This is a genomic window from Pseudofrancisella aestuarii, from assembly GCF_003574475.2.
Taxonomy (GTDB): domain Bacteria; phylum Pseudomonadota; class Gammaproteobacteria; order Francisellales; family Francisellaceae; genus Francisella; species Francisella aestuarii.
In genome coordinates this window covers 337,372-351,568 of the sequence record NZ_QLIS02000003.1, presented here as the reverse complement: position 1 = coordinate 351,568, position 14,197 = coordinate 337,372, and the positions used below count along the sequence as shown (strand labels likewise).

Here is a 14,197-nt window from a genome sequence, read left to right as displayed (position 1 = left end):
ATTCAAAGTATTTTGCTTTAAAATATTCCCATAAGTTATTTTTATTTATTTGAATATATGGAAACGATTTTAGCTAAAATAGTTGAAGCAAAGAAAAAATGGGTTTTTGAGAAAAAAAGGAAGTTCCCATTAGAAATTTTTAAAAGTGAAGTAAAAAAAACTAATAAAGATTTCTATGGCGCTTTAACTTCTGACAAAGCAGTATTTATTTTAGAGTGTAAAAAAGGTTCTCCTTCTAAAGGTCTTATACGTAAGAAATTTGATTTAAAAGAGATAGCATCAGTATATAAAAACTATGCTAATGCGATATCTGTGCTAACAGATGAAGAGTTTTTTATGGGAAGTTTTGCAAATATAGGCATAGTAAAAAACTTGGTAGAACAACCTATTCTTTGTAAAGATTTTTTTATAGATGAATATCAAGTTTACCTAGCTAGATACTATCAAGCAGATGCTGTTTTACTTATGCTTTCAGTTCTTACTGATGAAGAATATAAGGGTCTTGCAAGAGTTGCTCGTAAATTAAACATGGGAATACTTACAGAAGTAAGCAACGAAGATGAGTTGCAAAGAGCTATTAAGTTGAAAGCTAGAGTTATGGGTATAAATAACCGTAATTTGAGAGACTTAACTGTAGATCTTAATACAACTAAATTATTAGCACCAAAGATTCCTAAAGATACAATAGTTATATCCGAATCAGGAATATATAAAAATCAGCAAGTTAGAGACTTAAGAGAGTATGCAAACGGCTTTTTAATAGGAAGCTCTTTAATGGCAGAGAAGAATCTTGAGCTAGCAATTAGAAAAATAGTTTATGGTTTTAATAAAGTTTGTGGCCTCACTTCTATAGATAACGCCCAAAAAGCATATAATGCTGGAGCTGTATACGGAGGATTGATTTTTGTAGAGAGCTCTCCAAGATATGTGAATTTTGACATGGCAAAATCTATAGTTAAGAATATAAAGTTGAATTATGTTGGGGTTTTTAAGGATGAGGATTTGGATAAGGTTGTTGATTATTCTTATGGTTTAAAGCTAAGTGCTATTCAGTTGCACGGCAATGAATCACAAGAATATATAGATAAACTAAGATCCAAAATTCATAAAAATTGTCAAATATGGAAAGCTTATGGTGTAGATAAATATCAACCTGAGTTTCTAGAAAATGTTGATTATCATGTTTTAGATACTAAAGTTGGTGATCAAGTTGGAGGTTCTGGAAAAAGCTTTGATTGGGACTTAATAAAGGATAAAAACAATATTGTTTTAGCTGGAGGGCTAAGCTCTAAAAATATAGCAGAGGCTATAAAACTAGAATGCTCTGCGTTAGATATAAACTCTGGTGTGGAATCTAAGCCTGGTGAAAAAGATGAAAGAAAGCTAAAAGAAGTTTTTGGAATTATTAGAGACTATTAAGTTTGAGTAAATATTTATATGATTAATTATGTTATAGCTTTTTTAGTGGCGACAATTATATATCTAATAGTTATTGGATATATTAAGAATTTGTTTCCAATTAGCAAGTTTCTAAAATTTGTAATTTATATGTGTATTTCTACAGTATCTTTACCTGCCGTAAATCATATTATGCAATACTTTGGTGAGAATAATACTGAGTATACAAGTGAAGAATTTTCTAATGATCAACCACAAACTATTATTGTCGAAAGAGATGGTACAATAGTTAATGAATAATGTTAAAAGAAGATAGTGAATTGTTGAGAAAATTATCCTACAACACTTATGTCAACTGATGGACGTAATGTTGAACATACAGCTAAAGCCGCATGTACTGGGTGATTAGCAAATTTTTCAAAAGGAGCGCCAGCACCAGCTTTTTTATTAATACATGGGATAGCTTGTTGCATTAAGTTATAGTCAAATCTAGGTGCCCATTTACGAGAACCAAGTCTAGCTGTTGTTGAACAGTTATCAACCATAAAAGCAACGCCTTTGTAGTGCATATATGGGTTTAATGAATCAACCGCTTCGATAATAGATTCATTTACGATTTCAGAATAAGCATGACCTTTTTGAGCTAAAACATCAGACTGAGTCATAATACAAGCGATGTAAACACCTGCTGTAATGGGATCGATAGGAGTTTTATGATTAGCACGTTCTGCTCTTACTTTTTCACCAACTTTCCATAGCTCAGTTTTATCAATTTTACCCATAGGTAAACGATCATGACGAGCACCAGCCATTACAACTGAACGAATCTCGTTACCGCTTTCAACATCTTCATAACACTCTATTAGGATGTCAAATAAAGGAGTGTATGCAGCGTTATAAGCATTTTCAAACTTTTGTTTATCTTCAGCTGTTTCTAAGCTGTCATAAACTTTTTTCATACCTTGAGTTGATATGATTTTAGATATAGGTCCAGTGATAGCTTCAGCTGTGCGACGAAAAGCTTCTTCTTTATCCATACCATTTTCTGTAAAGTAGCGATAAAGAACTTCGATAATTCCGTGTACACCACCTAGTAAAACACCTCTTTCACCAAAGATATCTGAACGATATTCCATTTCCATAGTTGTTGGGAAAACGAATGGAGCCCCACAAGCTATAGCCCATGCTAGAGCTTGCTCAGTTGCTTTACCATTAACATCTTGGTAAACACCAATACTACTGTTGATACCAGCACCATTTACTGTTTTACCTTGTTCATATAAACGACGAACAGAAGGCCCCATACCTTTAGGACACATTGCAATAATGTTTATATCATCTCTGATTTTATAATTAATGCTTTCAACGAAACCGATTAAGAAACCATGAGAGAAACCTAAAGTTGCACCAGGCTTAACAGCTGTAAAGATTTTATCGTAAAGCTTAGCTTGAGCAGCATCTGAAATTAATATGATAGCCATATCTGACTCTCTTAATACTTCAAACATTTCCCCAAGAGTTCCATTTGCTTTAGTGAAACCAGCAGCTTCCGCTTCTTTCTCTGAGCTTGAACCAGCACGTAGACCAACTTTAACTTTAATACCCATTCCATCTAAAGAGTCACGTAAATTTTGTGCTTGAGCAGGTCCTTGAGATCCCCAGCCAATTACACCAATTTGTTTAATACCTTCAAACGCTTCAGGTAATTTTTCAAATAAATGACGACCGCCTGCAACGATAGTTTCGTTATGTCCGCCTAAATTGTATTCTTTAACTTCAAAAATTTTGCTTTGAATTTTCATAATATTCTCCGATATTTCGTTTTTATTAATTAAATTGAATTGAATTAAGCGTATTTTTACATAGATTACTATTTGAAATAAAGTGAAATATTTGCAATCATATATTGCATATTGTGCAATATTATGGTCGACATGATTGATAAAAGAGAGTTGCTATCATTTAAAATATTGGCAGAAACTTTGCATTTTGGAAAAGCGAGTGAAAAATGTTTTTTAACTCCTTCTGCGTTAACTCGCCTTATTCAAAGAATTGAGCAAGAGCTCGGGACAATACTTTTTGAAAGAGATAATCGAAATATTAGATTAACGGATGCTGGTAAAATCTACTATGAATTTGCTAAAGAAGTATTGCAAAAATATGAGGATCTGAGCTGTATATTACATCCTGAAAAAGGCCAAATAACTGGAGATATTCGTTTGTATTGTACAGTAACTGCATCATATGTGGTTTTACCTGATATTATTCGAAAATTACACATCAGTTACCCTGGAATAAAAATTCAGCTGACTACTGGATCAATAAAAAACTGTACAAGTCAGTTAGAGGAAGATACGGCAGATGCTATTATTGCAATTCTTTCAAAAGACATCCCAAATAATTTTTGTGTTAAGGAAGTGGTATCTACAAAAATGGTGATGATAGCTCCTGCGTCAAATAAAATAAAGAATTTAAAACAAGCTGTTAATGATTTGCCTTTTATTAGACCAGCACACTATATTGGTAACAGTAATTTAGATAAGTGGTTTTTAAAGCAAAACATAACACCAGAAATATATAGTGATGTTGATGGCAATGAAGCTATATTGTCACTAGTATCAGCAGGGATAGGTATTTCTATATTACCCGAAGTGGTACTCAAACATAGTCATTTATCTAAATTTGTCAATGTAATCAAAGCCGATGGGTTACCAGAGTTATCAATAGGAATAGTTATGAGAAGAGGAGCTTTAACTTCTCCTGTTAAAAGAACGTTTTGGGAACTTTGTGCAAGTTTGGAGATAATTAAAGCTTAAAAATAGCCCTCTTTACTTTAAAAGAAGTTGTGTTTATTTGTTAATACAGTTTTTAATTGGTTTATTTAGATATAAAATTAATACTCAAGTTATATGAGAATTAGATAATTTAAAAAAGGTTTTGTAATGGGAAAGTTAAATCCTTATTTTGGCGAGTTTGGAGGTCAATTTGTACCACAAATATTAGTGCCAGCTTTAGAGCAGTTAGAGCAAGAGTTTATAAAGTCTCAGGATGATGAGGACTTTAAAAAACAATTTACGGAGTTACTTCAAGAGTATGCAGGGCGTCCAACCCCTTTGACATTGACAAAAAATATAGTTAAAGGAACAAAGACAAGGCTTTACTTAAAAAGAGAAGATCTTCTACATGGAGGGGCTCATAAAACCAATCAAGTTTTAGGTCAGGCACTACTTGCTAAAAGAATGGGTAAAAAAGAAATAATTGCTGAAACTGGTGCTGGTCAGCATGGTGTTGCAACAGCGATAGCTTGCGCCCTATTAGATCTAAAATGTAGAGTTTACATGGGCGCTAAAGATGTAGAAAGACAAAGCCCAAATGTTTTTAGAATGAAACTAATGGGTGCTGAAGTTATCCCTGTGCATTCTGGTTCAGCAACTCTAAAAGATGCTTGCAATGAGGCTTTAAGAGATTGGTCTGCTAACTATAATAATGCCCATTATTTATTAGGTACAGCTGCAGGGCCTCACCCTTTCCCTACAATTGTTAGGGAATTTCAAAAAATGATAGGTGAAGAAGCTAAGAAACAAGTTTTAAAAAAAGAAAATAGATTACCTGATGCAGTTATTGCATGTGTTGGTGGTGGTTCAAATGCAATTGGAATGTTTGCTGACTTTATAGATGAGAAGTCTGTCAGATTAATAGGAGTGGAACCAGCTGGTAAAGGTATAGAAACAGGCGAGCATGGAGCACCTCTTAAACATGGTAGAGTTGGAATATTTTTTGGAATGAAATCTCCACTAATGCAAGATAAAGATGGACAAATAGAAGAGTCCTATTCTATTTCTGCTGGTTTAGACTTTCCTTCTGTAGGACCGCAGCATGCATATTTAAATTCCATTGGTAGAGCTGAATATGTTTCAATAACTGATGAAGAGGCATTAGATGCATTTCAATTATTATGTAAAAAAGAAGGAATTCTTCCTGCGCTAGAGTCGGCTCATGCCTTATCGTATGGATTAAAAATGGCTTTTGAGAATCCAGAAAAAGAACAGGTAATTATAGTGAACTTATCTGGTCGAGGAGATAAAGATATTTTTACAGTACATAAGATTCTAGAACAAAAAGGAGTTATATAAATGGATAGGTATAAAAAACTTTTTGATAGTCTAGAAGCTAAAAACGAAGGCGCTTTTGTGCCATTTGTAACTGTTGGAGATCCAAATAAAGAATTATCTTTAGCTATAATGGATACTTTAGTAAATTCTGGAGCGGATGCTTTAGAGTTGGGTATACCATTTTCTGACCCTTTGGCAGATGGACCAACTATACAGGAAGCTAATATTAGAGCATTGAATAATCGCATAACGCCAAGCGATTGTTTTGAGATTATTGCAGAGATTAGAAGAAAATATCCAAACATTCCAATAGGATTATTACTGTACGCAAATCTGGTTTATTCTAATGGCATAGAAAATTTTTATAAAAAATGTATAGATGCTGGCGTTGATTCAATACTTATAGCTGATGTACCCTTACATGAATCAAAACCGTTTTTAGAAGTTGCGAATAAGACTGGAATTAGGCAAATATTTATAGCTCCTCCAGATGCCTCTATAGATTTATTAGAGCAAATATCAAAGTTCGGTAGTGGTTATACTTATCTTTTATCAAGAGTTGGTGTTACAGGAGCTGAAACAGCAGCAAATATGCCAGTAGAGGAAGTGCTATCTAAATTAAAAGAGCTTAATGCTCCAAAGCCTATATTAGGATTTGGTATTTCTAAACCTGAACAAGTAAAAGAAGCTATTAAAGCAGGAGCATCTGGAGCTATTTCTGGCTCAGCAACTGTGAAAATAATACAAGATAATATAGACGATACTGAAAAAATGCTTTCTAAATTAAGTATTTTTGTTAAAGAAATGAAAGCTTCAACACACAAAAACATTTAAAAACATACTAAAAACACATAAAAAGCATGGATTAGTTAATTTTTTCAATTGAAATCAATTTTACCTTTTTATAAAACCATTAAAATTATGTATCATTAAATCATGTAGATAGCTTTTATCTATTTTACTTTAATCATAAATAGTAACTAACGGGTAGGTTTATTATGGCTTTAAAAGTAGTAATTTCTCACAAGACTCAATATAAGTATGATAGAAAAGTTGCGTTATCTCCTCATATAATAAGGTTAAGACCTGCTCCTCATAGTAGGACTCCTATTGAGGCGTACTCACTTAAAATCAAACCAGAAAACCATTTTCTTAACTGGCAACAAGATCCTTTTGGGAACTATTTAGCTAGGTTGGTTTTTCCTGAGAAGACTGATGAATTTAGTATTGATGTTGAAATTATAGCAGACATGATTACTATTAACCCTTTTGATTTCTTCGTAGAAGATGGAGCTAAAGATTATCCTTTCCAATATAAGAAAGATCTAAAAAAAGAGCTAGCACCATATTTAGAAAAAGAAGAAGATTCTAAGGAGTTACAAGACTTCGTAGCATCAATAGATACATCGAAAAAATCAATAATAGACTTTTTAGTAGATATTAACCAAAAAGTTTATAGCTCTCTTAACTATACTGTTAGGCTTGAGCCAGGTGTGCAAACCCCTAAAGAAACTTTAGACAAAAAACTTGGTAGTTGTAGAGACTTTGCTTGGTTGTTTGTACAGGTATTAAGACATCTTGGCTTGGCTTCAAGATTTGTTTCAGGCTACTTAGTGCAATTAAAAGCAGATGTAGAGTCGTTAGATGGTCCTAATGGACCAGAAGCTGACTTTACTGACCTACATGCTTGGACTGAAGTTTATGTGCCGGGAGCGGGCTGGATTGGTTTAGATTCTACTAGTGGACTTTTTGCTGGTGAAGGACATATTCCTCTAGCTTGTACTCCTCACTATAATAGCGCACATGCTATTGAGGGAGCTTCAGATAAGTGTGAAACCGAATTCTTCTATGAAAATAAAGTAACAAGAATTTTTGAGTCGCCAAGAGTAACAAAACCTTACACTGAGGAACAATGGGAAGGTATTTATAATTTGGGTTTCAAAGTAGATAGAGATTTGGTTGAAAATGATGTTCGTTTAACTATGGGCGGAGAACCAACGTTTGTATCTATAGATGATATGGAGTCAGCTCAATGGAATACAGCTGCTGATGGCCCACATAAAAGAGAGTTGGCTAATAAATTAGCTAGAAAATTATTAGCATCTTCAACTAATGGTGGATTATTACATCACGCTCAAGGCAAATGGTATCCTGGGGAGCCTATACCTAGATGGCAAACTACAGTTTATTGGAGAAAGGATGGTAGTCCAGTATGGAAAGATCCTGATCTATTAGCAGATATGAATAAGTCATATCCATATAAAGCTTCAGATGCTAAGAAGTTTCTATCAACTCTTTCTCTAGTTTTAGGAGTAAGTGATAAAAATATAATTCCAGCTTTTGAAGATCCTATTTACTACATAATGAAAGAAGCAGAGCTTCCTATAGATGTAGATCCAATGAAGTATAATTTAAAAGATCCTTTAGAAAGACGTACTATTGCTGAAAAACTTAGCCTTGGTTTAGGTGAGGAAGTTGGTTATGCTCTACCACTAGATTTTGGAAAAACAAAATGGATTAGTTCTAAATGGGAATTTAGAAGAGGAAACCTATTCTTATTAGCAGGTAATTCTCCTTTAGGATTTAGACTACCTTTAGATTCGTTGACTCTTAAACCACATGTGGAAATAGAGAAATCTTTTGAAACAGATTTGTTTGCGTCACATCCTAATCTTGGAGACTATATAACACCAGTTGAACAGAGAGCAAAAGATATTAGCTCTAAGACTACACCGCATAATAGTTATAGTGCTTTCGTTAGAACGGCAATCTCTACAGAAATTAGAGATAAGAAACTTTGTATTTTCTTACCTCCTATCAAAGATACAGAGGTGTTTTTAGACCTTATAGCATCTATTGAAACAACTGCTAAAAAATTAAATATGGCAGTTATTATAGAAGGCTATGAACCACCTCAAGATAATAGAACAGATAGAATAAAAGTAACTCCAGATCCAGGTGTTATAGAAGTAAATATTCAGCCAGCACACTCTTGGAAAGAGCTAAGTGATAACATCTTAGGTTTATATGAAGATGCTAGACAATGTAGGCTTGGTACAGAGAAGTTTACTATAGATGGTCGACACACTGGTACTGGTGGAGGAAATCATGTAACAATTGGTGCAGCAGAACCAAGTGACTCACCATTGTTAAGAAGACCTAACCTACTCAGAAGCTTAATAACCTTCTGGCAGCATCACCCTGGTCTATCTTATTTGTTCAGTGGCGCATTTATTGGGCCTACTTCTCAAGCACCAAGAGTTGATGAGGGGAGATTAGAGAACTTATACGAGCTAGAAATAGCATTTTCTCAAATACCTGAAGATGAAGAAGTTCCATTCTGGTTGGTAGATAGATTATTTAGGCATATGCTTACTGATATTACAGGTAATACTCATAGAAGTGAGTTTTGTATAGATAAGCTTTATTCTCCAGATAGTAGTTCAGGAAGACTAGGTATTTTAGAACTTAGAGCATTTGACATGCCTCCTCATTCACAGATGGCTCTTTTACAAATGCTACTAGTTAGAGCGTTAGTATCTTGTTTTTGGAAAAAACCATATAAGCATAATCTAGTGCGTTGGGGAACAAGATTACATGATAGATTCTTATTAGAATATTATGTAAAAGAAGATATAAAAGAGGTCGTACAATTTTTAAATGATGAAGGTTATGAGTTTAAACTAGAGTGGTTTAATCCTTTCTTTGAATTTAGATTCCCTCTTTATGGTATGACCACTATAAATAATGTTCATTGTGAAATAAGAGCTGCTATAGAGCCATGGCATGTATTAGGTGAAGAATCTAGCTCTCAAGGAACTGCTAGATATGTAGACTCCTCTATTGAAAGGTTGCAGTTGAAGCTAGAAAACTTTGATGAAGAAAGATATCTAGTAGCTTGTAATGGCGTTCAGATTCCTTTAACAAGAACAAATGTTGAGGGTGAGTATATTAGTGGCGTAAGATATAAAGCTTGGCAGCCATGGTCAGCATTACATCCAACTATAGGTGTAGATACTCCTTTAACTTTCGATATAATCGATAAATGGAATAATAGATCTATTGGTGGATTTAATTACTTTGTCTCTCATCCGGGTGGAAGAAGTTATGATACATTCCCTGTTAACTCTTATGAGGCTGAATCTCGTAGGATTAATAGATACTGGGATTTTAACCACTCTCAGGGAGATATAGTTAATCATGATCCTATTGTATCTGCTACAGATAATGCTACTTTCTCTAATGAAACAAAAAGAGTTATAGTTAATAAAAATGGTGGATCTAAGCAGTTTAAATATCATGCGATGCCTAAAAATAAAGAGTATCCATTTACTTTAGACTTAAGACAAAGATGGGTAAGAAATCCTTAAAACTTTTACCCATTTTATTATTCTGATTTAAAAAAAAGAAAAACTGAAATATTCTTTAAGCTTTTTGCTTTGTAGCAGCAATAACTATTTCTCTGATACAAACATTTTGAGGTTGTTGATAAGCATATAATATAGCATCTGCTACATCATCTGCTTTTAATACACCACCCATTTCTTTTTTCCAGTTTTCATAACCATCTTTTATCTCTGTAGATGTAGTATGACTAAGTAGTTCTGTATCTCCAGCACCAGGAGCTATCGTTATTACACGAACATTTTTATCAGCTACTTCTTCACGAGTGTTTTCACTAATAGCATGTACAGCAAACTTAGTTCCACAATAAGCAGGATGATCAGGGAATGTTTTACGGCCAGCAATAGAGCTTAGGTTTATTATTGTTCCAGTATTACGCTTTATCATACTAGCTAAAACGATATGCATACCATTTAAAACACCTTGGACATTTACATCTAACATTTGTTTAAACTCTTTAGGGTCTTGTGTAGATATATTTCCAAGAAGCATTACACCAGCATTATTTATTAAGCAGTCGACAGGTCCAAACTTTTCTTCAGCTTTTAATATAGCTTTCTTAAAAGTCTCATAATCTGTTACATCAACCTTTTCGCATAACGTGTTTGGTAGATTCATTTCTTCTAAGCGCTCGACTCTTCTAGCTAATAAAAGCAATGGGTGACCTAATGCACTTAGTTTTTTAGCTGTAGCCTTACCAAATCCAGAACTTGCTCCAGTAATTACGACTAATTTTTTCATATATTAATAATCCTCATTAATTTTTTGTATAAAAGATTATAACATTATAGAGAGACAAAGTGTTTTATATAAAGGATTTAAATATGAAAATATTGATAGTTGGAGCAGGCCCTACAGGACTTTCTTTAGCAACAGAGTTAGCTAGACAAGGTGTTGTTTCTAAGCTTATAGATAAGAGAGAAAATATCTCAAATTTTTCTAGAGCAGTGGGTATAGTTCCATCAACTTTAGAAAAATTTAAACTAATTGGTATACACGATGAAGTAATAAAAGAAGGTGTGCATATAAATCATGCTAAGATTTTTCATGATGACAAACTACTTCTAGATATATCTCTAGAAAAAGCTAAGACAAACACAGAATACAATTTTATTATTTCATTACCTCAAGATAGAACAGAAGCTCTTATAGAGAAAAGATTTGAAGAGTTTGGTGGAAAAGTTGAATATGGTGTGGAGTTACTTAGTGTAAAACAAAACTCTAATAATACAGCCACAGCTATATATGCTAGTGGTGAAGAAGAAACTTTTGACTATATAGTGGGTGCAGATGGCTCAAGAAGTAAAGTAATGCAAAGCATGGATGTTAAAAAAGTAGGATATGACCTTCCTGAGACTTGGCATATAGCGGATTTTTATACAAAAGAAAGTGATGAAATAAATACAGCAACTATTTCTAGAAGTAAGAATCTGTTTTTTATGATAAGGATGGCTGAAAAAAGATATAGAGCTGTTTCAAATGCTGAAATAGATTTGTCTCGCTTACCATATGGTTTAACAGTAGATAGAGTTTATAGAGAAGGTAGTTTTAAAATATCTATTAGACAGGCAGAAATCTACTATAAAGGTAACATTATCCTTTGTGGAGATGCAGCTCATACGCATTCTCCTGTTGGTGGTAGAGGAATGAATTTGGGGATAGAAGATGCTTTTGAGTTGGCAGAGGCTCTTATAGGCAATAACTTAGATGGTTATAATAAAAAACAACATGCTAGAGGCAAGCAGATTATAAAAGCGACTGAAGAAGCAAGAAAAATGTTTACAGCTAAAGATTTTTTCAGGAAAAATTTATTAAATATGATTCTTCATGTAGTAGCAAAAATTCCAAAGCTACAGTCTAAAATAGCAAAAGGACTTTTAACCTTTTAAATACTTATTTGCTTTTTTGTATATATATCTTCTGTCTCCGCAGAAAAGCTCTAATTCTTTAGACTTGTGATTATAAACCCCGCCAGAATCATGGCTCATAGGAAGAGCGAAGACTATTTTAGTATGATCTTTATTTATTATAATGTGACCAGTGAAAGCATGTTTTTCACCATCGAGTAGATAATAGCCATTTAAGCAATCACCTGTTACCTCTATAAACATTTTGACATTTTGTCTATTTCCCCAAGGACCTATCCAAAAGCCATTTAATTCATTTATAATCTGCATTTTATTTAAAATAAAAGATTGGGTTTATTAAATTCTAAGTAATTTTTTAATGAAAAAAGTAAAGCTCCCCAGCGAGCAAAACAAAAGCTCATTTCATCATCATTAAGTTCCCAATTATTATGAATTAGGGATACTTTTGTTTGATTATCTATCTCTTCTAGTGAGTAAATAGCTTCTTTATTTTTAGCATTTTTAGGGCCGTTTACACATTTCCATATAATGTCGTCATTAGATTCATGGATTTCCCAATCAAACTCTATATTATTTGAATATTTTAGCTTTAAAATATTGTCTTGTAGATTTACGTTAGAAGTATTCCATTTTTGAATATCATTTTTAGTTGTAAGGGCATGCTTAACTTTATTTTTATCAGCTTTTATTATTACCGCTAGTTTGATATGTTCGTTATCCATCAAACTTCCTTAAAGCTTTACACAATAAAATCAGTATAACATATGGATTTTGTAGATATTAAAAGTGTTATTGCAAAAATATTAGGTATAAATTAATCCATAAATTTATATGGATACCAAGGAGATTGATTTTCTCTATTTAGTTTATTCCTTAAGTTTCCAAATGCTCTATAAATATTAGGATAAGGTTGTCCATGGTAATGTTTTAAAATGTCATACCATGCTCTAGGTTTTTCACGAATAAAAGCCTCCATATCTATAGTTATTTCTTCTTCTGTCATGGTTTTTATATCTTTAGGAGGTTCACCTAAATTTGTTAAGCTGCTTTTTTCAAATTCATCATGATTCCATTCAGGTCCATAAGGAATAGTACAATCTAAGCCTATTTTAGAGGCCACTCCAGCTGGTTTAGACTTTGGATCAACGGTCATGGTATTACAGCCATTAATGATGACAGTATCTCTATCAGGCATATAGCAGAATGCCATAGCCGAATTAATAGCATCATCATCCCAAATATCAATATTTTCACTAAAAACCATAGCTATTTTAGGAAGAGACTGTTTTGAGCAAGTTAGCATTATTCCTAAAGCTTGTTTAGCATCACCAGCACCTCGAGGAGATATCTTTGCATATGCGATATTTGATAAACCGCCTTTTGGGCAACGGACTTCTTTGACATCTATACTAGCGGCTTTTAACCCATTGTATATGTCAGCTTCTATAGCTGGTAGTTGTAACATATTGTCAGAATACCATGGTCGTAATCCACCGATTGTTACATGTTGGTATATTCCATTTTTCACATATGTCATTGCTTTTACCTTCAAGCGGTAGTTTTGCTTTAAACCACCTCCATATGTTCCAGTGAACTCTCCATAAGGACCTTCATCATATACTAGACCTTCTGTTGCCATCAGCTCACATTCTAGAACAATTTCTGCATTTGCAGGAACTAGTATATCAATAGTCTCACATTTGATTAATTTTGCAGGAGCTTCATAGAAGCTACCTAATACTTCAAAATCATCCGTATCAACGGGTACTCCAGAAAGAGCTGCAAGCTTATCTAAAGTTGGACCACCAATTACTATCGCAACCTCTAGATTTTGCCCTTTTGCAGCAGCAGCCATAGCATTTAGCCTCTGTCTGTGAGAGGTACAAGTCATATCTACTGATTTTTCATTTTTTGTACGAAACATTGAACGGTAAATACCCCAGTCATAAATACCGGTATTAGGATCTTTGCTTATAAATAAATTATCATTTGTATAAGCATGACCATCTCTGTCATGATGTAAAAAATGAGGTAGTTTAGTTAAGTCGACATCCTCACCTTTTAGAATGACTTGCTTACATGGGGCATCATCAACAATTATAGGTTTGATTCGGCCTTTTGATTTTTCTGTTAATTTTATAGGGACTTCAGTTTTGTCACACTCCATTGCTTGAGCATACATCTCATGATTAGAGTAGGCATTTGTTAAAACAGAAAATTCTGAATCAATTATTTTTTCAATAAATATAGCTTTAGTAGGGTTTTGCTCCATAATTTGTGGAATTTGATCTACTCGTTTTGGTTCTTTTATACGAATTAATAAATTTGATTTTTCGAGAGATTGAATGAAGCTTGATAATGATTGCTGCTTTGACATAATTAATCCTTTTTCACTTCTAGTAAAAACTAGACTTT

General features: G+C 33.4%; 12 protein-coding genes. 7 read left to right on the top strand and 5 right to left on the bottom strand.

The window, feature by feature from the left end; translation table 11 throughout:
• The first annotated feature begins 57 nt into the window (after positions 1-57).
• Together trpCF and DNK87_RS08555 are read left to right on the top strand one after the other, a co-directional pair.
• Positions 58-1,419 carry a bifunctional indole-3-glycerol-phosphate synthase TrpC/phosphoribosylanthranilate isomerase TrpF gene (gene trpCF, locus DNK87_RS08560; RefSeq protein WP_119331144.1) on the top strand — a complete coding sequence of 454 codons (1,362 nt, stop codon included), beginning with the start codon at positions 58-60 and terminating at the stop codon, positions 1,417-1,419.
• An 18-nt stretch (positions 1,420-1,437) separates the two neighbouring features.
• Positions 1,438-1,698, top strand: a complete 261-nt coding sequence (locus DNK87_RS08555; protein WP_119331143.1) for a hypothetical protein — start codon at positions 1,438-1,440, stop codon at positions 1,696-1,698.
• Between the two features lie 32 nt (positions 1,699-1,730).
• Here the strand turns inward: DNK87_RS08555 and DNK87_RS08550 are convergent, their stop codons facing one another.
• Entirely contained in the window at positions 1,731-3,200 is a 1,470-nt protein-coding gene (locus DNK87_RS08550; RefSeq protein WP_211360962.1) for a ketol-acid reductoisomerase, read from the bottom strand.
• A gap of 132 nt (positions 3,201-3,332) precedes the next feature.
• Between DNK87_RS08550 and ilvY the strand changes: the two genes are divergently transcribed.
• The 4 genes from ilvY to DNK87_RS08530 all read left to right on the top strand — a co-directional run bounded on the left by ilvY (position 3,333) and on the right by DNK87_RS08530 (position 9,880).
• The gene (gene ilvY / locus DNK87_RS08545) at positions 3,333-4,214 is read left to right on the top strand and encodes an HTH-type transcriptional activator IlvY (protein ID WP_159240254.1); all 882 of its coding nucleotides are present in this window, start codon (positions 3,333-3,335) and stop codon (positions 4,212-4,214) included.
• Positions 4,215-4,340: 126 nt separating this feature from the next.
• A complete protein-coding gene (gene trpB, locus DNK87_RS08540) occupies positions 4,341-5,531 on the top strand; it encodes a tryptophan synthase subunit beta (RefSeq protein WP_119331140.1) in 1,191 nt (396 codons plus the stop codon).
• Positions 5,532-6,344 carry a tryptophan synthase subunit alpha gene (trpA, locus tag DNK87_RS08535; protein WP_119331139.1) on the top strand — a complete coding sequence of 271 codons (813 nt, stop codon included), beginning with the start codon at positions 5,532-5,534 and terminating at the stop codon, positions 6,342-6,344.
• A 164-nt stretch (positions 6,345-6,508) separates the two neighbouring features.
• Positions 6,509-9,880 carry a transglutaminase family protein gene (locus tag DNK87_RS08530; protein ID WP_119331138.1) on the top strand — a complete coding sequence of 1,124 codons (3,372 nt, stop codon included), beginning with the start codon at positions 6,509-6,511 and terminating at the stop codon, positions 9,878-9,880.
• A gap of 55 nt (positions 9,881-9,935) precedes the next feature.
• Here the strand turns inward: DNK87_RS08530 and DNK87_RS08525 are convergent, their stop codons facing one another.
• On the bottom strand, positions 9,936-10,655 hold the full coding sequence (locus DNK87_RS08525; protein ID WP_119331137.1) for an SDR family oxidoreductase: 720 nt from the start codon (positions 10,653-10,655) through the stop codon (positions 9,936-9,938).
• 83 nt (positions 10,656-10,738) lie between these two features.
• Here DNK87_RS08525 and DNK87_RS08520 point away from each other — a divergent pair, with 83 nt between their 5' ends.
• The gene (locus tag DNK87_RS08520) at positions 10,739-11,803 is read left to right on the top strand and encodes an FAD-dependent oxidoreductase (protein WP_119331136.1); all 1,065 of its coding nucleotides are present in this window, start codon (positions 10,739-10,741) and stop codon (positions 11,801-11,803) included.
• Here the strand turns inward: DNK87_RS08520 and DNK87_RS08515 are convergent.
• The 3 genes from DNK87_RS08515 to DNK87_RS08505 all read right to left on the bottom strand — a co-directional run bounded on the left by DNK87_RS08515 (position 11,792) and on the right by DNK87_RS08505 (position 14,159).
• Positions 11,792-12,091 carry a hypothetical protein gene (locus tag DNK87_RS08515; protein WP_119331135.1) on the bottom strand — a complete coding sequence of 100 codons (300 nt, stop codon included), beginning with the start codon at positions 12,089-12,091 and terminating at the stop codon, positions 11,792-11,794. The two genes, DNK87_RS08520 and DNK87_RS08515, sit on opposite strands and share 12 nt — an antisense overlap.
• A 5-nt stretch (positions 12,092-12,096) precedes the next feature.
• Positions 12,097-12,504, bottom strand: a complete 408-nt coding sequence (locus tag DNK87_RS08510) for an SRPBCC domain-containing protein (protein WP_119331134.1) — start codon at positions 12,502-12,504, stop codon at positions 12,097-12,099.
• A 92-nt stretch (positions 12,505-12,596) separates the two neighbouring features.
• Positions 12,597-14,159, bottom strand: a complete 1,563-nt coding sequence (locus DNK87_RS08505) for a UbiD family decarboxylase (protein WP_119331133.1) — start codon at positions 14,157-14,159, stop codon at positions 12,597-12,599.
• Positions 14,160-14,197: the final 38 nt, after the last annotated feature.